The sequence below is a fragment of the Microbacterium phyllosphaerae genome (genome assembly GCF_017876435.1).
Taxonomy (GTDB): domain Bacteria; phylum Actinomycetota; class Actinomycetes; order Actinomycetales; family Microbacteriaceae; genus Microbacterium; species Microbacterium phyllosphaerae.
On record NZ_JAGIOA010000001.1, the window covers coordinates 1,818,450 to 1,840,105 of the forward strand.

Here is a 21,656-nt window from a genome sequence, read left to right on the forward strand (position 1 = left end):
TAACCTCCGAGATCGATCTTAGTGTCATCTCGACTCTTAGTGCACCTGTATGACGGATCGGCTGCTGAGGCCGAAACGTTATATACCAGCGTTCCGGACTCTTGTCGCCTGGATGGCTATTTGTTAGGTTACTGTCCTAACAAATCCCTTCACGGGGATCTGTCGCGAGTTCCGCTCTGGGGCTCGGCTCCATCCCGGAGATCCCTCCTGCAGTGCAGCACCGAGAGGAAATACAGAATGATCCGTAACGGAAGGCGCAAGATCGCGCTCACCGCTGTGGCGGGGGCATCCGTCCTCGCCCTGGGTTTGACCGCCTGTGGCGCAGGCGGCGGCAACGAGGGGAGCGGTGGCGATGGCGACCGGGCTCTTCGGGTATGGGCCGGCAGCCAGACCCCGATCACCGCGAACTACAACCCGTTCGCACCGACCGTGCTCCATGGCGCGCTCGGACCCATCTACGAGCCGCTGTTCTTCTTCAACAAGACGGCCGACTCCGAGCCCGTCGGCCTGATCGGCGACTCGTACGAGTACAACGAGGACGGCACGGTGATCACCGTCACCATCAAGCCCGACCTCAAGTGGAGTGACGGCGAGCCCCTCACCGCCGCCGACGTCGCGTTCTCGTTCACCTACGAGGCCAACAACCCCGAGGGCAACGGCCTCGTCTCGGCCGAGGCGACCGACGACACCACCGTCGTCCTGACCTACACGACCGCCCAGTACACGACGGAGTTCCAGCGTCTCGGCTCGACCTACATCCTCCCCGAGCACATCTGGGCCGACGTCACCGACTTCGCGAACTTCGCGAACGAGGAACCTGTCGGTTCCGGCCCGTACGTCGTCGACAAGACCACGAGCGAGTCGTACACACTCGTCGCGAATGAGAACTTCCGCGGCGCCGACGACCTCGGTGTCAAGAAGGTCCAGTACATCGCGGTCGACAACAACCAGACCGCCCAGGATCTGCTCGCGGCAGGCAAGCTCGACTGGACGGGCATGTTCATCCCGAACCCCGACGATGTCACGGGCAACGGCGCGATCGACTGGATCAACACCCCGCAGGACCCGACGGTCCTGTACACGTGCTCGAACGCCGAGCTCGGCTGCACCGGTCCGCAGACCGACGTCGCGGTGCGTCAGGCGCTCAACGTCGCCATCGATCGCGCAGCGATCAAGGACAAGGCGTTCGTCGGGCTCACCGGCGACATCTCGCCGACGTTCGCGCTGCTCCCGCGCGACGAGAAGTGGGTCGCCGACTCCGCCAACGAGGTCAGCCCGCAGGAGGCGAACGCCGCAGAGGCGGGCGAGATCCTCGAAGCGGCCGGCTACACGAAGGACGGCGACTTCTACTCCAAGGACGGAAAGCCGCTCGAGCTCAGCCTGATCTCCGTCGACGGATGGACCGACTACAACGATGCCGCGAAGCTGATCGCCGAGCAGGCCGAGGCGGCCGGCATCAAGGTCACCGCGTCGACCGTGCAGTGGCAGGAGTTCTCGGACGCCCGTCAGGGTGGCGACTTCCAGCTGATCGTCGGCGGTGTCGTCGGCACGTCCGTGGCCGACCCGTTCCAGATCTACCGCGACTGGTTCGGCGGCACGACCGTCGGCTCCACCGCAGCCGTGGGCTCGGAGGTCCCGGCCGGACGCTGGAACTTCAGCCGCTACAGCAACCCCGTCGTCGACGAGGCGGTCCAGGCCGCGATCAGCACGAACGACGAGGCCGAGAAGAAGGAGCTGTACGGCACGATCCAGACCGAGATCGTCCGTGATCTGCCCTACATCCCGCTCGTCATCAACGCGACGCAGACCTTCTACAACACGAAGGACTTCACGGGCTGGCCGACGGAGGACGACCTCTACGCCTTCCCGCCGTCCTGGGGTGCGATCGCGGCAGGCTACATCCTGACGCAGCTGCAGCCGGTCAAGTAAGGAATGGGGTCGGGGGAGCAGGAAGCAAGGTCTGTGACATGAAGTTCTATGCACGAAGAATCGGGTTCTACGCGTTCACGCTGTGGGCCGCGATCTCGCTCAACTTCCTGCTTCCCCGGCTCATGCCGGGGAACCCGGCGGACATCATGATCGCCAAGATGCAGCGAGCGGGCGGCGAGGTCTCCGAGACCACGATCCGCAACATCAAGCTGCTTCTCGGCGGTGATGACTCGTCCCTCTGGGAGCAGTACATCGCCTACTGGGGCCGCATGTTCCAGGGAGACCTGGGAATCTCGGTGACGAAGTTCCCGGCTCCCGTGAGCGAGCTGATCGGCCAGGCACTGCCCTGGACGCTCATCCTCGTCGGCACGGTGACAGTGATCTCCTTCATCCTCGGCGTCGCGCTCGGCGCCTGGGCCGGATGGAAGCGCGGGACCTGGGTCGATCACCTGATCCCGGCGACCACGGTCCTGCAGTCCATCCCGTACTTCTGGATGGCGCTGCTGCTCGTCTCCGTCTTCGCGGTCGGACTCGGCTGGTTCCCGATCTTCGGAGGCTACGACGTCTTCGACTTCCCGGACGGCCCCGAACCGACGTGGGCGTTCTTCACGAACGCGCTCTCTCATGCCGTGCTTCCCGCGCTCACCATCGTGCTCTCATCGGTCGGTGGCTGGATGTTCGGGATGCGCAACATGATGGTGCAGACCATGGCTGAGGACTACGTGCTCACGGCCGAGGCCAAGGGGCTGCGTCCTCGCCGCATCATGACGACGTACGCCGCACGCAACGCCGCGATCCCCTCGATCGCCGGCTTCTCGATCACGTTGGGATTCGTGGTCGCAGGCTCGATCGTGATGGAGCAGGTGTTCACCTATCCGGGCATCGGCAAGCTGATGTTCCAGGCGGTCACGAACAACGACTACGCGCTGATGCAGGGGCTCTTCCTCGTCATCACGATCACGGTGCTCGCCGCCAACTTCATCATGGATCTCGTCTATGGCTTCATCGACCCGAGGGCGCGCCAGAATGTCTGACACCGACAACGCAGCGCTGATCACCAAGGATCAGCCCACGACCCAGCCGGCGACCACCATCTCGCTGGCCACGCAACGCGGGCGCAAGCGCCGCCGGGTGCTCCCGACGACGTCGCCGAAGTTCATCACCGGAGCGGCGATCGTGATCGCGATCGTCCTGTTCGCGATCATCGCGCCGATGTTCTCGCAGAACCCGCGGAGCACCGACAACCCTGCTCTGCTCCCGCCGTCGCCGGAACACTGGCTCGGCACCACCAAGCTCGGCAACGACATGTTCGCCCAGCTCGCCATCGGCGCCCAGGGCTCGCTCCTGGTCGGCGTGGTCGCGGGCGGCATCGCCATCATCCTGTCCCTGCTGTTCGGCGTCCTCGCCGGCTACCTCGGCGGCTGGCGTGAAGACACTCTCGCGCTGCTGACGAACGTGATGATCGTGATCCCGGGCCTGCCGTTGGTCATGGTGATCTCGTCCTTCGTGCCGCAGCGCAGCTGGCAGCTGGTCGCGTTCGTGCTGGGCATCACCTCCTGGGCGGGCGCCGCGTACGTACTCCGACTCCAGACGCGCTCTCTGCGGACCCGTGACTACGTCTACGCCTCGAAGGTGGCGGGGGAGCGATCCTTCCGCGTCATCCTGGTCGAGATCATGCCGAACCTGCTGCCGCTGCTCACGGCGCAGTTCCTCTTCGCGATCATCTTCGCCATCCTCGGAGAGGCCGGCCTCTCCTACCTGGGCCTCGGCCCGAACTCCTCGATCACCTGGGGCACCATCCTCAACGACGCGCAGTCCGGGCAGGCGCTCGGTCGAGGAGCCTGGTGGTGGTTCGTACCCCCGGGCGTCATGATCGCCATGCTCGGTGCGGGCCTCGCCCTGATCAACTTCGCGATCGACGAGGTCATCAACCCCAAGCTGCGCAATGCGCCCGACGCCGCCCGACGCGTGCGCAAGGCAGCCAAGACGAAGGGGGTCGCCGCATGAGCGCTCCGGATGCCGTGCTCACGGCGCGCAACGTGTCGATCGAGTACGAGGTGGATCCACCCGTCAAGGCGGTCCGAGATGTCTCCCTCACGCTCAACCGCGGAGAGATCCTGGGTCTGGCGGGAGAGTCGGGATGCGGCAAGACGACCCTCGCCTACGGCATGAACCGGCTGCTCAAGGCACCGGCGCTCATGACGAGCGGCGAGATCGTCTTCCACGACCGTGACGGCCACGACATCGACATCGTCGCACTCGACGGCGACGGGCTCCGAGCCTTCCGCTGGGACAAGATCTCGATGGTGTTCCAGGGCGCGATGAACTCGCTCAACCCGGTGATCAGCGTCAAGGCGCAGATCTTCGACATCTTCGACACGCATCGCCCCGGCATGTCCAAGAAGGACAAGCAGGCGCGTGCCGAAGAGCTGCTGACTCTGGTCGGGGTCGACCCGTCGCGGCTGACGAGCTTCCCGCACGAGCTGTCGGGCGGCATGCGGCAGCGCATGATGATCGCCATGGCGCTCGCGTTGGATCCGCAGGTCATGATCATGGACGAGCCCACCACTGCGCTCGACGTCGTGGTGCAGCGAGGCATCATCCGCGAGATCATGCGGCTGCGCGAACGGCTCGGTTTCGCGGTGATCTTCATCACCCACGACCTCCCGATGCTGATCGAGATCAGCGACCGGATCGCCGTGATGCTGCAGGGGCAGATCGTGGAGGAGGGCACGGCCGAGGAGATCTACCGCACGCCGCAGCACGAATACACGAAGAAGCTGCTGTCGAGCTTCCCGAGTCTGACCGGCGAGCGCGGAGACTTCGTCCGCACCGGCAACCAGCCCAGCCAGGAGGAGATCCGATGAATGCTCCCACCCTCGAAGCCCGCAACCTGGTGAAGGACTTCACGCTGCGATCCGGGCTCAAGACGTCGACCCTCCATGCGGTCAAGGACGTCTCGTTCACGATCGAAGCGGGCAAGACGGTCGCCCTCGTCGGCGAATCGGGTTCGGGTAAATCCACCATCGCCCGGATGCTGATGAAGCTCGAGACTCCGACCAGCGGGCAGATCCTGCTCGACGGCAAGGATGCGGGGATGCGGGGCCGAGCGGTCGAGGAATACCGCTCGCAGGTGCAGATGGTCTTCCAGGATCCGTTCGCCTCGCTGAACCCCTTCCACACGATCGTCCATCACCTGGAGCGACCGATCAGGCTCCACCACCCCAAGCTCTCGGGCGCCGAGGTGCGTGCGCGGGCGATCGAGCTGCTCGAGCGGGTGCGGCTGTCACCCGGCGAGAGCTTCGCCGAACGTCGCCCGCACGAGCTGTCCGGCGGTCAGCGTCAGCGTGTGGCCATCGCGCGGGCGCTCGCACCGGGGGCACGGTTCATCGTCGCGGATGAGCCCGTCTCGATGCTCGACGTCTCGATCCGGCTGGGGGTGCTCAACCTGCTGGCCGATCTGCAGCGGGAGGAGAACCTCGGCGTGCTCTACATCACGCACGACCTCGCGACGGCTCGGCATTTCAGCGACGAGATCATGGTGCTCTACAAGGGCGACGTCGTCGAGCGCGGGCCGGCTGACGAGGTCATCCTCAATCCGCAGCATGAGTACACGAAGACCCTGCTGGGCGCGGCGCCCGAGCCCGAGAACCTCGGCCGCCTCCGCGACGAGGTCCGCGCCGAGCTCGCGGGTCTCTGAGCATCCGTTCCGGTTCCACTTCGTGCCGCCGGCGACCCGTTCGCGCGGCACGAAGTGCGACCGGAACGGCACCCGTCTCGGTGCGGACGACCCGCTAGACTGAACGCACAAGTGAAGACAGGCCGAATGACCCACGCGGGAGAGCCCCGGCGAACGCAGCCGGGCACCGAAGGAGCAAGCCTCCCCGCCAATCTCTCAGGTATGCGTACCGCGCGGTTCCGGCCACTCTGAAAAGCGAGATCGAGCGATGCTGTAGCGCTCGGCTCCGCCGACGGTGAAAGCCCAGTCTCTGGGTGAAGCTCTCAGGCCCATGACAGAGGGGGAGTTCCGAGGACCAGCGTCTGCGCTGTTCCGCCCGACCCAGCCCGGGAGAACTCCATGTCCGACCCTCGCTACACCCCGCTCCGTGAGCGCCATGAGGCGCTCGGCGCCTCGTTCACCGACTTCGGCGGCTGGCAGATGCCGGTGCGCTACACGTCCGACCTCGCCGAGCACCACGCCGTGCGACAGGCCGCCGGGATCTTCGACATCTCGCACATGGCCGAGTTCATGGTCACCGGAGACTTCGCCGGGGACTTCCTCGACTACTCCCTGGCCGGTCGGCTGTCCGCCATGCCCGTGGGCAAGGCGAAGTACTCGCTGATGCTCGCAGACGACGGCGGGATCATCGACGACGTCATCGTCTACCGGCTCGCCGACGATCGCTTCCTCGTCATCGCGAACGCGGGCAACCGCGGATTCGTCGATGCCGCCTTCGCTTCGCGCGTCCGCTCGTTCCCCTCACTGATCGAGCGTGAACGTCCGGCGCTCGCCGCGGGGGAGGACCGCACCTTCGAGGGCTTCCTCGGAGATCGCGGCGTCGACGTCGAAGACGTCTCCGACGAGTACGCGCTGCTCGCCGTCCAGGGCCCCGCATCCGAGGCCATCGTCTCGTCGACGGCAGGCATCTCCGACCTCAGCACTCCCTGGGCGGAGCAGAAGTACTACTCCTGGGCCGATGCCTCCTTCCTCGGCGGACCGTTGCTCCTCGCCCGCACCGGGTACACGGGTGAGGACGGCTTCGAGCTGCTCGTCCGCGTCGCCGATGCCCCTGCGCTCTGGGACGCACTCGTCGACGCCGGGCAGACGCACGGTCTCGTGTCGGCCGGCCTCGCGGCGCGCGACACGCTCCGACTCGAAGCGGGTATGCCTCTCTACGGGCATGAGCTCTCCCGCGAGACCAAGCCGTCGCAGGCCGGTCTCGGACGAGTCGTCGTCACCGACAAGGAGAGCTTCATCGGCAAGGGAGCGGTGGATGCCGCATCCGATGCCCCCGTGCTCGTCGGGCTCGTCGCCGAGGGCAAGCGCGCGGGCCGTGCCGGGTACTCCGTCGTGGGCGAAGACGGCGCTGTGCTCGGCGAGATCACCAGCGGTGCGCTCAGCCCGACGCTCGGCCACCCGATCGCGATGGCCTACGTCGTACCGTCTTCCGCTGCGGAGGGAACCGCAGTATTCCTTGATGTGCGGGGGACCCGCATCCCCGCGACCGTGACCGCCCTGCCTTTCTACCGGAGGACCAAATGACCGACCTCAACGCACTCAGCTACACCGACGAGCACGAGTGGATCGCCGCTGACGGCGACACCGTGACCATCGGGATCACCGACTACGCCGCCGACAAGCTCGGCGACGTCGTCTTCGTCGAGCTCCCCGCCGTGGGCACCGAGGTCACCGCCGGATCGGTGGTGGGCGAGATCGAGTCGACCAAGTCAGTCGGCGAGCTCTACGCGCCTGTCACCGGCACGGTCGTCGAGATCAACGACGCCGCGGTCGACGACCCGTCGCTCGTCAACGCCGAGCCGTTCGTCGGCGGCTGGCTGATCAAGGTCTCCGTCGCCGCCGGTGCGCTCGACGGACTCATGGACCGCGACGCGTACGTCGCTCTCACGGAGGGCTGATCGACCAGTGGTCTCTTTCGCCGATCGTCACATCGGAACCACCGCGGCCGCCCAGCGTCAGATGCTGGACGCGCTGGGGGTCGAGTCCGAGCTCGAGGACTGGAGCCCGGTCGAGGCGCTGATGCGCCAGGCCGTGCCGTCGTCGATCTTCACGTCCGCCACCTCGGATTCGGTCATCCCTCGCGCAGCGAGCGAGACCGAGGCGCTCGCCGAGCTTCGAGCGATCGCCGCCCGCAACACGGTGAACCGGCCGATGATCGGCCTCGGGTACTACGGCACGATCACCCCTCAGGTGATCCAGCGCAACGTCCTCGAGAACCCCTCCTGGTACACGGCCTACACGCCGTACCAGCCGGAGATCTCGCAGGGGCGCCTCGAAGCGCTCATCAACTTCCAGACGATGGTGGCCGAGCTCACCGGTCTCACCACGGCCAACGCGTCGATGCTCGACGAGTCGACCGCTGTCGTCGAGGGGATGCTCCTGGCACGCCGCGCGTCGAACAAGGCCTCGAACGTGTTCGCGGTCGACGCCGACGCGTTCCCGCAGACGAAGGCCCTGCTCGAGACCCGCGCCGAGGCTGTGGGCATCGAGCTCGTGACCGTCGACTTCGCCGCAGGCGAGGAGCTCCCCGCGGAGCTCTTCGGCGTCTTCGTGCAGTACCCCGGCGCTTCCGGTCGTGTGTGGAACCCCACCGCCGTGATCGACGCCGCGCACCTCGCCGGCGGACTCGCGGTCGTCGCGGCCGATCTGCTCGCACTCACCCTGATCGCGTCGCCCGGTTCCCTCGGAGCGGACGTCGCGGTCGGCACCACGCAGCGCTTCGGTGTGCCCATCGGCTTCGGCGGCCCGCACGCCGGGTACATGGCCGTTCGTGCCGGGCTCGAGCGGCAGCTGCCGGGACGCCTCGTCGGCGTCTCGGTGGATGCGGACGGCAAGCCCGCGTACCGGCTGTCGCTGCAGACGCGCGAGCAGCACATCCGCCGTGAGAAGGCGACCAGCAACATCTGCACCGCGCAGGTGCTCCTCGCGGTGATGGCGTCGATGTACGCGGTCTACCACGGGCCTGACGGGCTCAAGGCGATCGCACGGGAGGTCGCGGCGAAGACCGCGATGCTGCGTGACTGGCTCGCCGACGCGGGTGCGGATGTCGTGCACGACTCGTTCTTCGACACGCTGCAGGTTCGGGTGCCCGGCCGCGCGGCCGAGTATGCGGAGCAGGCCCATCATGGCTTCGGCATCCTGCTGCACGCGGCTGATGCCGACACGGTCGGGATCTCGGTCGACGAGACCACGACGGTGGCCGAGCTCCACCAGGTGGCCCGTGTGTTCGGCGGTTCGCATGATCGTGCTTTCGGCTTCTACGGCTCAGGCTCGCAGGGCGCTCTGCCCGATGACCTGCTCCGCCAGGACGAGTACCTCACGCACCCCGTCTTCCATGCGCACCGCAGCGAGACGGCGATGATGCGCTACCTCAAGAGCCTCGCCGATCGCGACTACGCGCTCGACCGCGGCATGATCCCCCTCGGGTCGTGCACGATGAAGCTCAACGCGGCGACCGAGATGGCATCGATCACGTGGCCCGAGTTCGCGGGCATCCACCCGTTCGCTCCGGCCTCCGACGTCGAGGGATACCTCGACATGATCACGCAGCTCGAGGCGTGGCTCGCCGAGGTCACCGGGTACGACGCGGTCTCGCTGCAGCCGAACGCCGGCTCGCAGGGCGAGCTCGCGGGCCTTCTCGCGATCCGCGGCTACCACCTGGCGAACGGCGACACTCAGCGCACGGTGTGCCTGATCCCGTCATCGGCGCACGGTACCAACGCCGCCTCTGCGGTGCTCGCCGGCATGAAGGTCGTCGTCGTCGCCTGTGACGAGCTCGGCAACGTCGACCTCGACGACCTGCGCGCGAAGATCGCGGCGAACGCCGGCGAGCTCTCCGCGCTGATGATCACGTACCCGTCGACCCACGGCGTGTACGAGCAGGACGTCGTCGAGATCACCACTGCCGTGCACGAGGCCGGCGGCCAGGTCTACGTCGACGGCGCGAACCTCAACGCACTGCTCGGCTACGCCCGTTTCGGCGATCTCGGCGGCGACGTCTCGCACCTCAACCTGCACAAGACGTTCGCGATCCCGCATGGCGGCGGTGGCCCCGGTGTGGGTCCCGTCGCGGCCAAGGCTCACCTCGCGCCGTACCTGCCGTCGCACCCGCTCGCCCAGCGCGCGGAGCATGCGGGCGGGTTCGTCTTCGAGGGCGGTGCGGTCTCCGCCGCGCCCTACGGATCGGCCGGCATCCTGCCGATCTCCTGGTCGTACGTGCGGATGATGGGGGCAGACGGCCTTCGTCACGCGACGGCAGCCGCCGTGCTCTCGGCGAACTACATCGCCGCGCGCCTCGGCGAGCACTACCCGGTGCTCTACGCCGGCGAGAACGGCCGTGTCGCTCACGAGTGCATCCTCGACCTGCGTCCGCTCAAGGAGGCCACCGGCATCACCGTCGACGACGTCGCCAAGCGGCTCATCGACTACGGCTTCCACGCGCCGACGATGTCGTTCCCCGTCGCGGGCACGCTCATGGTCGAGCCGACGGAGTCGGAGGACCTCGGCGAGATCGAGCGGTTCATCGAGGCGATGATCATGATCAAGGCCGAGGCGGATGCCGTCGCGGCCGGGCGCTGGCCCGCCGACGACAACCCGCTGGTCCACGCACCGCACACCGCGGTCTCGCTGATCGCGGGGGAGTGGAGCCACGCGTACACCCGCGAGGACGCCGCCTACCCGGTGCACGCTCTGGTCGCCGGCAAGTACTGGCCGCCGGTGCGCCGCATCGACCAGGCGTACGGCGACCGCAACCTCGTGTGCGCCTGCCCGCCGGTCGAGGCCTTCGCCTGACCCGAGGAGCGTACAGAGACGGCGTCGTGTCCATCCGGGCATGGTGCCGTCTCTCGTTTCCGTGCATTTCCGCATGTTTCCGCGAGATTACATATGGTCACCACTCAGTAACGGTTCATTAGCCGAGTGCGGCGTCCCCTGAATCGCGGGTTACAGTCAACTATCCCTACGCGTTCGACGATGAGCGCGCAGTCTGATGAATACCCGTCCACAGGAGGACACAAAGTGAAGCGCAACAAGATCGCCCTTGCGGGCACCGCGCTGTTCGCGATCGGCGCCCTGGCGCTCGCGGGCTGCGCGAGCGGTGGAGGCAACGACGGCGACGGCGGCTCCGGCGCAGCCGGCGACCCGGATGCCATCATCACCACGAACGGCTCCGAGCCCGAGAACCCGCTGATCCCCACCAACACCAACGAGGTGGGTGGCGGAAAGATCCTCGACGAGATCTTCGCCGGTCTGATCTACTACGACGCCGACGGCAAGCCCGTCAACGACGTCGCCGAGGAGATCACGACCGAGGACCCGCAGAACCTCACGGTCAAGATCCGCAAGGGCCTGAAGTTCACCGACGGTGAAGAGGTCACCGCCGACAACTTCATCAAGGCGTGGAACTACGGCGCACAGGCCGAGAACGCACAGCTCTCGGGCTACTTCTTCGAGGACATCGAGGGCTTCGTCAACGACGCGGGTGACCCCGACAACCCCGATGACGACGTCTTCGGCGCGCAGGGTGACCTGTCCGGTCTGAAGCAGGTCGACGACTACACCTTCACGATCGCGCTGAACAAGCCGGCTTCCGACTTCGCGCTGCGCCTCGGATACTCCGCGTTCTACCCGCTGCCCGACGTGGCCTTCGAGGACATGGAGGCCTTCGGCCAGAACCCGATCGGCAACGGCCCGTACATGATCGACGGCGACGACGCGTGGCAGCACGACGTGCAGATCGACCTCGTTCGCAACGACGACTACGACGGTGGCCGCAAGGCTGCCAACGGCGGTCTGACCATCAAGTTCTACGCCACGCAGGAAGCGGCTTACGCCGACCTGCAGGGTGGGGACGTCGACGTGATCGACGCGATCCCGACCGGCTCGCTCCAGGTCTTCCAGGACGAGTTCGGCGACCGCGCCGTCAACCAGCCGTCCGCGGTCTTCCAGTCGTTCACGATCGGCCAGTTCCTCCCGCACTTCAGCGGCGAAGAGGGCCAGCTGCGTCGTCAGGCGCTGTCGATGGCGATCAACCGCGAGGAGATCACCGAGACGATCTTCTCGGGCACCCGCACCCCGGCATCTGACTTCACCTCCCCGGTGATCGACGGATGGTCCGACTCGGTCCCCGGCAGCGAGGTTCTCGAGTACAACCCCGACGAGGCGAAGAAGCTGTGGGCCGAGGCCGACGCCATCTCGCCGTGGGACGGCGAGTTCAAGATCGCTTACAACGCTGACGGTGGGCACGACGCCTGGGTCGACGCGGTGAGCAACAGCATCAAGAACACGCTCGGCATCGAGGCATCGGGCGACCCGTACCCGACCTTCCAGGACCTTCGCACGAAGATCAACGACCGCACCATCACCACGGCTGCGCGCTCGGGCTGGCAGGCCGACTACCCGGGTCTGTACAACTTCCTCGGACCGCTCTACGCGACCGGCGCCGGCTCGAACGACGGTGACTACTCGAACCCCGAGTTCGACGACCTCATCAAGGCCGGCATCAGCAACCCCGACCCCGATGCACAGATCGAGGACTTCACCAAGGCGCAGGAGGTCCTGTTCAAGGATCTTCCCGCGATCCCGCTGTGGTACTCCAACGTGACCGGTGGCTTCGGCGAGAGCGTCGACAACGTCACGTTCGGCTGGAACTCGGTTCCGCTCTACTACGAGATCACGAAGGCCGGCGAGTAAGTCTGACGGCACTTCACCTGTGAGGCGGTGACGATTTCTTCGTCACCGCCTCACAGGCTTGTGTCCACGCGGCTTTCTCTCCCCTCACAGAAGGGACAAGCGGATGCTCGGTTACATTCTGAGACGTCTTCTGCAGGTGATCCCGGTCTTCTTCGGAGCCACCCTGCTCATCTATTTCCTGGTGTTCGCCATGCCCGGCGACCCGATCCTCGCCCTGTTCGGCGACAAGACGCCGAGCCCGGCGGTCGTCGCGCAGCTGCGAGAGCAGTACCACCTGAACGAGCCGTTCCTCGTGCAGTACTGGTACTACATCACCGGTGTCTTCCAGGGCGACCTGGGCATGACCTATTCCGGTCGCCCCGTCTCCACGGTGCTGGCCGCGACACTGCCCGTCACAGGGCGTCTCGCCGTGATGGCGATCGCCATCGAGTTCGTCCTGGCGATCATCATCGGCACGATCTCGGCGTTGCGCAAGGGCAAGCTCTTCGACAACGTCTCGCTGGTCGTGGCTCTCGTCGCGATCGCGATCCCGATCTTCGTGGTCGCGTTCCTCGCCCAGTACTTCCTGGCGATCCAGTGGGGTTGGTTCAAGCCGACGGTCGGCGCCGACAACGACTGGGGTGGACTCTGGCTTCCCGCGATCGTGCTCGGGTTCAGCCTCTACGCGGTGAGCATGCGTCTGATGCGGAGCTCGGTCATCGAGACTCTGAATCAGGACTGGGTACGCACGGCGTACAGCAAGGGGCTCTCGCGCAACCGCGTGCTTCCCGTGCACGTGCTGCGCAACTCGCTGATCCCCGTGATCACCAACTCGGCCACGAACTTCGGTGTGCTGCTCGTGGGTGCGACCGTCACCGAGGGCATCTTCAACGTGCCGGGTGTCGGAAACACGCTCTTCCAGGCGATCCAGCGCGGCGAGGGGCCGACGGTCGTCTCGTTCGTGACCGTCTTCGTCATCCTGTACGTGCTGGTGAACCTGCTCATCGACCTGCTCTACGGTCTGCTCGACCCGAGGATTCGCTATGCCTGATCCCATCTCTCCAAAGCACTACGTCGCCCCCATCGAGACGGAGTCGATCGCGGTCGACGCGGTCCGCATCTCGGACAAGCCCAGCAACCTCTGGCGGGACGCCTGGTTCGACCTGCGTCGCCGTCCGCTGTTCTGGTTCTCGATCGCGCTGGCCCTCGTCTTCCTCGTGATGGCCGTGTGGCCGACGCTGTTCACCGCGACGCCGCCCAACGACCAGTGCTACCTGTCGAACAGCAACGGCGGACCGGCCGAGGGGCACCCCCTCGGATTCACCTTCCAGGGCTGCGACATCTACGCGCGCATCGTGTGGGGCGCCCAGACGTCCCTCGCGGTCGGCCTGATCGCCACGCTGATCTCGTCTGTTCTCGGTCTGATCATGGGTGCGCTCGCGGGCTTCTACGGCGGGTGGCTCGACTCGGTCCTCTCGCGTGTCGGCGACATCTTCTTCGCGATCCCGTACATCCTCGCGGCCGTGGTCGTGATGACGGTGTTCAAGGACATCCGTTCGGTGTGGATCCTCGCGCTCGCCATCGGCGGGTTCGCCTGGGCATCCACCGCCCGTGTCGTGCGAGCGGAGGTGCTCCGCGTGCGTCAGGCCGACTTCGTGATGGCCTCGCAGGCCCTGGGGCAGTCGAAGTTCAAGATCCTGTTGAACCATGTCGTCCCGAACGCGATCGCGCCTCTGCTGGTGGTGTCGACGCTCGGCCTCGCCGCTGCGATCGTCGCTGAAGCCACTCTGTCGTTCCTCGGAGTCGGACTCGGCAGCAGCGTCATGTCGTGGGGGAACGACATCGGCGATGCCCAGGCGTCGCTGCGTGTCGCGCCGATGGCACTCATCTATCCGTCGATCGCGCTCACCCTCGCGGTGCTCGCGTTCGTCACCCTGGGCGAGCTCATCCGAGACGCCCTCGACCCGAAGGCGAGGGCACGCCGATGAGCGAGCGAATCACCGAACAGGTCCCGCTGCTCAGCATCCGTGACCTCAGCGTCGCGTTCCGCACGCAGGAGGGCCTGCGCGAAGTGCTCCACGGAGTCAGCTTCGACGTCATGCCCGGCGAGACCGTCGCGATCGTCGGCGAGTCGGGCTCGGGCAAGTCCACGACGGCCACGGCCATCGTGAACCTGCTCCCGGGAACCGGTGAAGTCACCGCCGGATCGATCACCCTCGAAGGCCGCGAGCTCACCACGCTCAACCGTCGCGAGATCGAGGCTGTTCGCGGACGGGACATCGGCTTCGTTCCGCAGGATCCGATGTCGAACCTCAACCCCGTCTGGAGCATCGGCTTCCAGGTCAAGGAGGCGATCCGTGCGAACGGCATCGCTCAGGGGCGCGAGGCCGCCAAGGCACGCACGGTCGAGGTGCTGCAGCAGGCCGGGCTGGCGGATGCCGAGAAGCGTCTGCACCAGTTCCCGCATCAGTTCTCGGGCGGAATGCGTCAGCGTGCGCTGATCGGGATGGGCCTCGCGGCCGATCCGAAGCTGCTCATCGCCGACGAGCCGACCTCGGCTCTGGATGTGACGGTGCAGCGCGTGATCCTCGATCACATGGCGTCGCTCACTCGCGACAAGGGCACCTCGGTGCTCCTGATCACGCACGACCTGGGCCTCGCGGCCGAGCGTGCGGACAAGATCATCGTGATGAACGGCGGCAACATCGTCGAGGCGGGTCCCAGCAGGCAGATCCTCGAGGACCCGCAGCACCCGTACACGAAGCGCCTGGTGTCTGCCGCGCCGAGTGTGGCGTCGCAGCGCATCCAGGCGGTGGTGGAGGACCGGGGTATCGAGACGCTCGAGGATCTCGCCGACATCCCGCCGACGGTGCGGGTCGCGGGGCTGACGAAGGACTATCGGATCCGTCAGGGAGGCTTCCGCAGTGAGGCGTTCCGAGCGGTCGACGACGTGTCGTTCGCGATCCCTCGCGGCAAGACGCTCGCGCTGGTCGGCGAGTCGGGTTCTGGCAAGTCGACCGTCGCGAAGATGGTGCTGAAGCTCGAGGAGCCCACCAGCGGAACCATCGAGATCGACGGCCAGGATGTGTCGAAGCTGTCGAACGCGCAGGCGTTCGGTCTGCGTCGGCGTATGCAGCCGGTGTTCCAGGACCCGTACGGCTCGCTCGACCCGCTGCGCAACATCGGCAACACCATCGCCGAGCCGCTGCAGATCCACGGCGTGGGCGACCGCGCGTCTCAGCGTGAGCGGGTCGAGGAGCTTCTCGACCAGGTCTCGCTGCCCCGTGTGCTCGCCACCCGATACCCGAACGAGCTCTCGGGCGGTCAGCGTCAGCGTGTCGCGATCGCGCGCGCTCTCGCCCTGAAGCCCGACATCATCGTCCTCGACGAGGCGGTGTCGGCGCTCGACGTGCTGGTGCAGGATCAGGTGCTGCAGCTGCTGGCCGAACTCCAGTCGGAGCTCGATCTCACGTATCTGTTCATCACGCACGACCTCGCGGTCGTCCGTGTCTCGAGCGATCTCGTGTGCGTCATGGAGAAGGGCAAGATCGTCGAGCAGGGCACTGTCGACGAGATCTTCGCCAACCCGCAGCAGGAGTACACGGATCGTCTTCTGAAGGCGATCCCGGGTGCGTCGATCACCCTCGGTGGTCACGGAGAGTGAGCACCGAACCTCGACCGGAGGCCGCACGGACTTTCCGTGCGGCCTCCGGGCCTGTCTCCCTCGTGCTCTGCTCTCTCCTGGCGCTCTTCCTTCTCGGCGACGCCGTCGTGCGTGCAGGGTGGGGTCAGATGCTCCTGCTCGCGCCGTGGGTGCTCCTCGGACTCTGGGTCGTCTACGAGATCGCCTTCGTGTCGGTGGTGCGAGTCGACGACGACGGCGCGGTCGTGCAGAACATGCTGCGCCGCACCTCATTCGGCTGGAGCCGGGTACGCGACATCGACCTGCGCTGGCAGCTGCTCTTCTCGCTCGAAGACGGCAGTGATCTCTCCTGCTACGGCGGACCCGCACGAGCGCGTCCGGTCCGTCGCCCCACGAGCGGTGACGACGAGGCGAAGGCTCCGGCCGGCCTACGGGAGCTGACCGAGATCCGCGACCGGTGGCAGCAGGCGCCGGCGACGGCGGATGCTCCGCTCAGCCGCACCTGGGACGCTCAGGCGCTGATCGCGCTCGGCGTCATCGTGCTCTGGGCCGTCGTGTCGGTCGTCATCGCGAACGCCTGAGCGAGGCTCCGGAGCGCGCCCGTCAGCCGGGGAGCCCGAAGAGGTCCGGCCACGTCGCCGCGGCCCACGGGTACCCGACGAACACGGTCGCGTCGATCAGGAAGTGCGCGACGAGGAACGGCATCAGCCGGCCGCTGCGCTGGAACAGCCAGCCGAACAGCAGGCCCATCGCGAAGTTCCCGATGAAGGCCCCGGGGCCCTGGTAGAGGTGGTAGCTCGCGCGCAGCAGCGAGGTCGTCAGGATGATGGTCCACGGACCCCATCCGAGCTGCTTCAACCGGGCGAACAGATACCCGAGAACGACGAACTCCTCCTGCAGAGAGGCGCGCGCTGCCGCCAGGAGGAGGATCGGCACCGTCCACCAGTGGGCGTCGAGTCCCGCCGGGTCGACCGCGACGAAGAGCCCGGTCGCCCGGCCGACCAGATAGAGGCCGAGGCCGGGGATGCCGATGGCGAGGACCAGAAGCGCTCCTCGTCCGGCATCCGCTGCGATCTTCGTGCCGTCGAGGCCCAATCTGCCCAGATGCGGCCGCGACGTCTGCCAGAGCAGGAAGCACACGAGAAGCACGGGGACCAGCGAGAACCCGATCGACAGCACCTGGTAGATGAGGTCGAAGATCTCGCGGTCGCTGCGGGACGGGTTCAGGGTCGCCGTCTGGTCCGCCAGAGGCGTCTCGTCGGTGAGGCGGTACGCCAGCTGCACGATCGCGTACACGGCGGACTGCCCGAGACCGAGAGCCAGCACGATGGCGATCTCCCACCACAGACGACTGCGTGAGGGGGCGGGGGAGAGGTCGGCATCGGTCACGCCCTCGATCGTACTTCGCGCGCTCAGGAACGACTCCGCCGCATACGATAGTCTGGAACGTCGGCTTCTCGGCAAAAACCCACACTCTTTAGGACATATGCATGGCGCACGCCCTTCGCTCTGACCTCCGCAACGTCGCTATCGTCGCGCACGTCGACCACGGCAAGACCACTCTCGTCGACGCCATGCTGCGTCAGACGGGCTCGTTCGGCGAACACGCCCACGTCGATGAGCGCGCGATGGACTCGAACGACCTCGAGCGCGAGAAGGGCATCACGATCCTCGCCAAGAACACGGCGATCACCTACAAGGGCAAGCACGCTCAGGGCAAGGAGATCACGATCAACGTGATCGACACCCCTGGTCACGCCGACTTCGGCGGTGAGGTCGAGCGCGGCCTGTCGATGGTCGACGGCGTCGTCCTGCTCGTCGACGCGAGCGAGGGGCCGCTTCCGCAGACCCGCTTCGTGCTGCGCAAGGCTCTCGAGTCCAAGCTCCCCGTCATCCTCCTGGTCAACAAGACCGACCGCCCCGACGCTCGCATCGCCGAGGTCGAGGAGGAGGCGCACGATCTGCTCCTCGGACTCGCATCCGACCTCGTCGACGACGTGCCCGACCTCGACGTCGACGCTCTGCTCGACGTGCCGGTCGTCTACGCGTCCGGTCGTGCCGGAGCGGCATCGCAGAACCGTCCCGCCGACGGTTCGCTGCCCGACAACGACGACCTCGAGCCGCTCTTCGAGGCGATCCTCGAGCACGTCCCGGCTCCGGCGTACGACGACGAGCACCCGCTGCAGGCCTGGGTCACCAACCTCGACTCCAGCCCCTTCCTCGGCCGCCTCGCGCTGCTGCGCGTCTTCAACGGAACGCTGAAGAAGGGGCAGACCGTCGCCTGGGTCCGTGCCGACGGCTCGACCAGCAACGCGCGCATCACCGAGCTGCTCAAGACCCGTGCGCTCGAGCGCTACCCGGCCGACTCGGCAGGCCCCGGCGACATCGTCGCCATCGCCGGCTTCGAGAACATCACCATCGGTGAGACCATCGCCGACCCTGAGGACGTGCGCCCGCTTCCCGCGATCACGGTCGACGACCCCGCCATCTCGATGACGATCGGTACGAACACCTCGCCGCTCATGGGCAAGGTCAAGGGTCACAAGCTCACGGCTCGCATGGTCAAGGACCGTCTCGACAAGGAGCTGATCGGTAACGTCTCGCTCAAGGTCGTCGACATCGGACGCCCCGACGCATGGGAGGTGCAGGGCCGCGGTGAGCTGGCTCTCGCCATCCTCGTCGAGAACATGCGTCGCGAGGGCTTCGAGCTCACCGTCGGCAAGCCGCAGGTGGTCACGAAGAAGATCGACGGCAAGACGTACGAGCCGTTCGAGCACCTGACGATCGACACGCCGGAGGAGCACCTCGGCGCGATCACCCAGCTTCTCGCGAACCGCAAGGGACGCATGGAGAACATGACGAACCACGGCACCGGCTGGGTGCGCATGGAGTTCATCGTCCCGTCGCGCGGCCTCATCGGCTTCCGCAGCGAGTTCCTCACGACGACGCGCGGTACGGGCATCGCCAACGCGATCTCGCACGGGTACGAGCCGTGGGCGGGTTCGATCACGACGCGTCAGAACGGCTCGATCGTCGCCGACCGTCAGGGTGTCGTCACCCCGTTCGCGATGATCGCCCTGCAGGAGCGCATGTCGTTCTTCGTGCAGCCCACGCAGGAGGTCTACGAGGGCATGGTCATCGGCGAGAACTCCCGCGCCGACGACATGGACGTCAACATCACCAAGGAGAAGAAGCTCACCAACATGCGTGCGGCGAGCTCCGACACCTTCGAGTCGATGACGCCCCCGCGCCAGCTGACTCTCGAGGAGAGCCTCGAGTTCGCGCGTGACGACGAATGCGTCGAGGTCACGCCCGAGGTCGTCCGCATCCGCAAGGTGAACCTCGACGCGAACACCCGTGCGCGCGAGACCGCCCGTCTGAAGCGTCAGGACGCCAGCGCCTGAGAATCCTCTAAGAGAAGGGCCCTGTACAGCCGAAAACGGCTGTACAGGGCCCTTTTCTCATAGAACGCCCAGGCGGGCCGTTGCAGAATCGTTACCTTGCGCCTGGGGCAACCTCCCGATGAGTGTCCTGTTACGGGCGTACGACGACCCGAAAGTCGAACCCATGCTTCAGAACACCCGTGCTCTTCGGCGCGCCCACGCGGCGGCATCCGCTCGCAACGCGATCACGGCCCGCCGCCCCAAGATGATCTTCGGAACCATCGCCGGAGCCGTCCTCGGCCTCGCCGTCACCGTCGGCGTGGCCGCAGGTCCCGCGGCGGGAGCCGAGATGCCCGACGCCGTCGCCGAGGTCACCTCCTTCGTGACCGGCGGCGAGCCGATGGCGAAGATCGCCGATGACTCGGCGATCACGATCGCACTCGCGCAGGATGCCGTCACCGCGGCGGACGCGCTCAACGCGGAGGTCGCGGCCTCCGGGCTCGATCTCGGCGCGGACCCCGCGTCGGTCCAGACAGCCGAGCTCACTGCGGACGTCGCGCACCTGAGTGGCGATCGCGCATCGATGTCGGCGCTGCTGCTCTCGAGCCTCGCCCTGGAGACGTCGACGGGAACCGACGACGTCATCGCCGACACGGCCGCGCTGAAGAAGTCGCTGACCGCGGCCCAGGAGAAGAAGGCCGCCGATGATGCCGCGAAGGCCGCCGCGGAGAAGGCCGCCGCCGAGGCTGCCGCGCTCGCCCAGGCCAACACCCCCGACGGGGCCAAGGCCACCGCGCGCCAGATGATGGCCGACAAGTACGGCTGGGGCGACGATCAGTTCTCCTGCCTGAACTCGCTGTGGACCAAGGAGTCCGGCTGGAACTACCAGGCGTACAACGCGTCGGGTGGAGCGACCGGCATCCCGCAGGCGCTTCCTGGCAGCAAGATGGCTTCGGCGGGCAGTGACTGGCAGACGAACGCCGCCACGCAGATCGCCTGGGGTCTGGAGTACATCTCCTCCGTCTATGGAGCGCCCTGCAGCGCCTGGGGCCACTCGCAGGCGTCGAACTGGTACTGAGGTTCCTGGCGAACCACTGTCTCGTCGAGACCCACCCCGCATTCATTGCGGTGGTGGGTCTCGTCTTTTCACGGGGGTCTCGGCTCGCTCCGAACTGCCTCTAGGCATCGACACCCCGAAGCCACTACCGTGAGCGATGACGGCTGGGGGGTCGTGGATCCGAGGAGGACGAATGGACGTCGCGGCGTTGTCGGGCATCCCGCAGCAGGTGTCGACCGGAACGCTCCCGGGGTGGGACAGCGTCGAGGATCACGTCCGCGAGGCGCACCGGCGGTACGCCGGGAACACCGACGGGGCCGTGGCTGATTACATCCCGGTGCTCGCCGAGGTCGACCCCGAGCTGTTCGGCCTCGCCGTGATCCAGGTGGACGGTGGGCTCCACGACGCGGGTGACGCGCAGCATCCGTTTTCGATCCAGTCGATCTCGAAGATGTTCGTCTACGCCCTCGCCATCCAGGAGCACGGTCACGAGCGAGTGCGGGAGATCGTGGGTGTCAACAACACCGGCCTCGCCTTCAACTCGCTGATGGCTCTCGAGCTCAACGGCGGACACCCCATGAATCCGATGGTCAACGCCGGCGCGATCGCGACGACGGGGCTCATGCCGGGGGCGACCGCGGTGGAGCAGTGGGAGCGCGTGCGAGAGGGGCTGTCGGCGTTCGCCGGTCGCCACCTCAGCCTCGACGGCGTGGTCTACGCCTCCGAGGCCGAGACGAACGAGCGCAACCGCGCGATGGGATGGCTGCTGCGCAGCTACGGTCGGCTCGACGGCGACCCGGATGAGGTCGTCGACGTCTACACGCGTCAGTGCGCGCTGAGTGTGACGGCGCACGATCTCGCGGTGATGGGGGCGACGCTGGCCGACGGCGGTGTGAATCCCATCACGGGTGAGCGGGTGGTCTCCGCCGAGGTCTGCCGCGACACCCTCGCGGTCACGGCCTCGACGGGCCTCTACGAAGCATCGGGGGAGTGGCTCTTCGAGATCGGGCTCCCGGCCAAGTCGGGGGTGGCGGGCGGCATCGTCGCCGTCGCACCGGGCAAGGGCGCGGTCGCCGGATTCTCTCCCCGTCTCGACGGCGCAGGCAACTCGATCCGCTCCCAGCTGGCGATCGGTCATCTGTCCCGCGCACTGGGGCTCAACCTGTTCGCCTCTGCCCCCGCGCAGACGCGAACCGCGGACTGAGCTCGACGCATCCCACCACGATCAGAGGATCC

17 protein-coding genes and 2 riboswitches are annotated in these 21,656 nt (G+C 66.8%); of the genes, 16 read left to right on the plus strand and 1 reads right to left on the minus strand.

Features of this window, described 5'->3' with window-relative positions; genetic code table 11:
- Nucleotides 1-237: 237 nt before the first annotated feature.
- From JOF42_RS08450 to JOF42_RS17890, 13 genes are all read left to right on the plus strand, one after another.
- Nucleotides 238-1,929 (plus strand): ABC transporter substrate-binding protein, encoded by a 1,692-nt coding sequence (locus JOF42_RS08450; RefSeq protein WP_210097459.1) that lies wholly within the window; start codon nucleotides 238-240, stop codon nucleotides 1,927-1,929.
- A gap of 38 nt (nucleotides 1,930-1,967) precedes the next feature.
- Nucleotides 1,968-2,963, plus strand: a complete 996-nt coding sequence (locus JOF42_RS08455; protein ID WP_210097460.1) for an ABC transporter permease — start codon at nucleotides 1,968-1,970, stop codon at nucleotides 2,961-2,963.
- Nucleotides 2,956-3,936, plus strand: a complete 981-nt coding sequence (locus tag JOF42_RS08460; RefSeq protein ID WP_210097461.1) for an ABC transporter permease — start codon at nucleotides 2,956-2,958, stop codon at nucleotides 3,934-3,936. Before JOF42_RS08455 ends, JOF42_RS08460 begins: the two co-directional genes overlap by 8 nt.
- Nucleotides 3,933-4,796: an ABC transporter ATP-binding protein gene (locus JOF42_RS08465; protein ID WP_210097462.1), complete on the plus strand. Its 864-nt coding sequence runs from the start codon at nucleotides 3,933-3,935 to the stop codon at nucleotides 4,794-4,796. The genes JOF42_RS08460 and JOF42_RS08465 overlap by 4 nt, the downstream gene beginning before the upstream one ends.
- On the plus strand, nucleotides 4,793-5,629 hold the full coding sequence (locus tag JOF42_RS08470; protein ID WP_210097463.1) for an ATP-binding cassette domain-containing protein: 837 nt from the start codon (nucleotides 4,793-4,795) through the stop codon (nucleotides 5,627-5,629). The genes JOF42_RS08465 and JOF42_RS08470 overlap by 4 nt, the downstream gene beginning before the upstream one ends.
- A gap of 126 nt (nucleotides 5,630-5,755) precedes the next feature.
- Nucleotides 5,756-5,850: riboswitch (glycine riboswitch) on the plus strand.
- 1 nt (nucleotide 5,851) lies between these two features.
- Nucleotides 5,852-5,953: riboswitch (glycine riboswitch) on the plus strand.
- A 54-nt stretch (nucleotides 5,954-6,007) separates the two neighbouring features.
- A complete protein-coding gene (locus JOF42_RS08475; RefSeq protein WP_210097464.1) occupies nucleotides 6,008-7,192 on the plus strand; it encodes a glycine cleavage system aminomethyltransferase GcvT in 1,185 nt (394 codons plus the stop codon).
- On the plus strand, nucleotides 7,189-7,566 hold the full coding sequence (gene gcvH, locus JOF42_RS08480; RefSeq protein ID WP_210097465.1) for a glycine cleavage system protein GcvH: 378 nt from the start codon (nucleotides 7,189-7,191) through the stop codon (nucleotides 7,564-7,566). Before JOF42_RS08475 ends, gcvH begins: the two co-directional genes overlap by 4 nt.
- Before the next feature lie 61 nt (nucleotides 7,567-7,627).
- Entirely contained in the window at nucleotides 7,628-10,459 is a 2,832-nt protein-coding gene (gene gcvP, locus JOF42_RS08485) for an aminomethyl-transferring glycine dehydrogenase (protein WP_245341090.1), read from the plus strand.
- A 225-nt stretch (nucleotides 10,460-10,684) separates the two neighbouring features.
- Nucleotides 10,685-12,358 carry a peptide ABC transporter substrate-binding protein gene (locus JOF42_RS08490; RefSeq protein WP_210097467.1) on the plus strand — a complete coding sequence of 558 codons (1,674 nt, stop codon included), beginning with the start codon at nucleotides 10,685-10,687 and terminating at the stop codon, nucleotides 12,356-12,358.
- Nucleotides 12,359-12,461: 103 nt separating this feature from the next.
- Nucleotides 12,462-13,388 (plus strand): ABC transporter permease, encoded by a 927-nt coding sequence (locus JOF42_RS08495; RefSeq protein ID WP_210097468.1) that lies wholly within the window; start codon nucleotides 12,462-12,464, stop codon nucleotides 13,386-13,388.
- Nucleotides 13,381-14,325 carry an ABC transporter permease gene (locus JOF42_RS08500; protein ID WP_210097469.1) on the plus strand — a complete coding sequence of 315 codons (945 nt, stop codon included), beginning with the start codon at nucleotides 13,381-13,383 and terminating at the stop codon, nucleotides 14,323-14,325. Before JOF42_RS08495 ends, JOF42_RS08500 begins: the two co-directional genes overlap by 8 nt.
- Nucleotides 14,322-16,001 carry a dipeptide ABC transporter ATP-binding protein gene (locus tag JOF42_RS08505; protein ID WP_210097470.1) on the plus strand — a complete coding sequence of 560 codons (1,680 nt, stop codon included), beginning with the start codon at nucleotides 14,322-14,324 and terminating at the stop codon, nucleotides 15,999-16,001. The genes JOF42_RS08500 and JOF42_RS08505 overlap by 4 nt, the downstream gene beginning before the upstream one ends.
- Nucleotides 15,998-16,561 carry a PH domain-containing protein gene (locus JOF42_RS17890; protein WP_210097471.1) on the plus strand — a complete coding sequence of 188 codons (564 nt, stop codon included), beginning with the start codon at nucleotides 15,998-16,000 and terminating at the stop codon, nucleotides 16,559-16,561. The genes JOF42_RS08505 and JOF42_RS17890 overlap by 4 nt, the downstream gene beginning before the upstream one ends.
- A gap of 22 nt (nucleotides 16,562-16,583) precedes the next feature.
- Here the strand turns inward: JOF42_RS17890 and JOF42_RS08515 are convergent, their stop codons facing one another.
- Nucleotides 16,584-17,369: a CPBP family intramembrane glutamic endopeptidase gene (locus tag JOF42_RS08515; protein WP_307803568.1), complete on the minus strand. Its 786-nt coding sequence runs from the start codon at nucleotides 17,367-17,369 to the stop codon at nucleotides 16,584-16,586.
- A 101-nt stretch (nucleotides 17,370-17,470) separates the two neighbouring features.
- Here JOF42_RS08515 and typA point away from each other — a divergent pair, with 101 nt between their 5' ends.
- The 3 genes from typA to glsA all read left to right on the plus strand — a co-directional run bounded on the left by typA (nucleotide 17,471) and on the right by glsA (nucleotide 21,624).
- The gene (gene typA, locus JOF42_RS08520) at nucleotides 17,471-19,384 is read left to right on the plus strand and encodes a translational GTPase TypA (protein ID WP_210097472.1); all 1,914 of its coding nucleotides are present in this window, start codon (nucleotides 17,471-17,473) and stop codon (nucleotides 19,382-19,384) included.
- A gap of 163 nt (nucleotides 19,385-19,547) precedes the next feature.
- Nucleotides 19,548-20,441: an aggregation-promoting factor C-terminal-like domain-containing protein gene (locus tag JOF42_RS08525; protein WP_210097473.1), complete on the plus strand. Its 894-nt coding sequence runs from the start codon at nucleotides 19,548-19,550 to the stop codon at nucleotides 20,439-20,441.
- Between the two features lie 172 nt (nucleotides 20,442-20,613).
- Nucleotides 20,614-21,624 (plus strand): glutaminase A, encoded by a 1,011-nt coding sequence (glsA, locus tag JOF42_RS08530; protein WP_210097474.1) that lies wholly within the window; start codon nucleotides 20,614-20,616, stop codon nucleotides 21,622-21,624.
- Nucleotides 21,625-21,656: the final 32 nt, after the last annotated feature.

What these genes read in the sequence shown, in the direction of transcription:
- JOF42_RS08450 (WP_210097459.1), top strand. Translation starts at nt 238, where the DNA reads ATGATCCGTAACGGAAGGCGCAAGATCGCGCTCACCGCTGTGGCGGGG.
- JOF42_RS08455 (WP_210097460.1), top strand. Translation starts at nt 1,968, where the DNA reads ATGAAGTTCTATGCACGAAGAATCGGGTTCTACGCGTTCACGCTGTGG.
- JOF42_RS08460 (WP_210097461.1), top strand. Translation starts at nt 2,956, where the DNA reads ATGTCTGACACCGACAACGCAGCGCTGATCACCAAGGATCAGCCCACG.
- JOF42_RS08465 (WP_210097462.1), top strand. Translation starts at nt 3,933, where the DNA reads ATGAGCGCTCCGGATGCCGTGCTCACGGCGCGCAACGTGTCGATCGAG.
- JOF42_RS08470 (WP_210097463.1), top strand. Translation starts at nt 4,793, where the DNA reads ATGAATGCTCCCACCCTCGAAGCCCGCAACCTGGTGAAGGACTTCACG.
- JOF42_RS08475 (WP_210097464.1), top strand. Translation starts at nt 6,008, where the DNA reads ATGTCCGACCCTCGCTACACCCCGCTCCGTGAGCGCCATGAGGCGCTC.
- gcvH (WP_210097465.1), top strand. Translation starts at nt 7,189, where the DNA reads ATGACCGACCTCAACGCACTCAGCTACACCGACGAGCACGAGTGGATC.
- gcvP (WP_245341090.1), top strand. Translation starts at nt 7,628, where the DNA reads ATGCTGGACGCGCTGGGGGTCGAGTCCGAGCTCGAGGACTGGAGCCCG.
- JOF42_RS08495 (WP_210097468.1), top strand. Translation starts at nt 12,462, where the DNA reads ATGCTCGGTTACATTCTGAGACGTCTTCTGCAGGTGATCCCGGTCTTC.
- JOF42_RS08500 (WP_210097469.1), top strand. Translation starts at nt 13,381, where the DNA reads ATGCCTGATCCCATCTCTCCAAAGCACTACGTCGCCCCCATCGAGACG.
- JOF42_RS08505 (WP_210097470.1), top strand. Translation starts at nt 14,322, where the DNA reads ATGAGCGAGCGAATCACCGAACAGGTCCCGCTGCTCAGCATCCGTGAC.
- typA (WP_210097472.1), top strand. Translation starts at nt 17,471, where the DNA reads ATGGCGCACGCCCTTCGCTCTGACCTCCGCAACGTCGCTATCGTCGCG.
- JOF42_RS08525 (WP_210097473.1), top strand. Translation starts at nt 19,548, where the DNA reads ATGCTTCAGAACACCCGTGCTCTTCGGCGCGCCCACGCGGCGGCATCC.
- glsA (WP_210097474.1), top strand. Translation starts at nt 20,614, where the DNA reads ATGGACGTCGCGGCGTTGTCGGGCATCCCGCAGCAGGTGTCGACCGGA.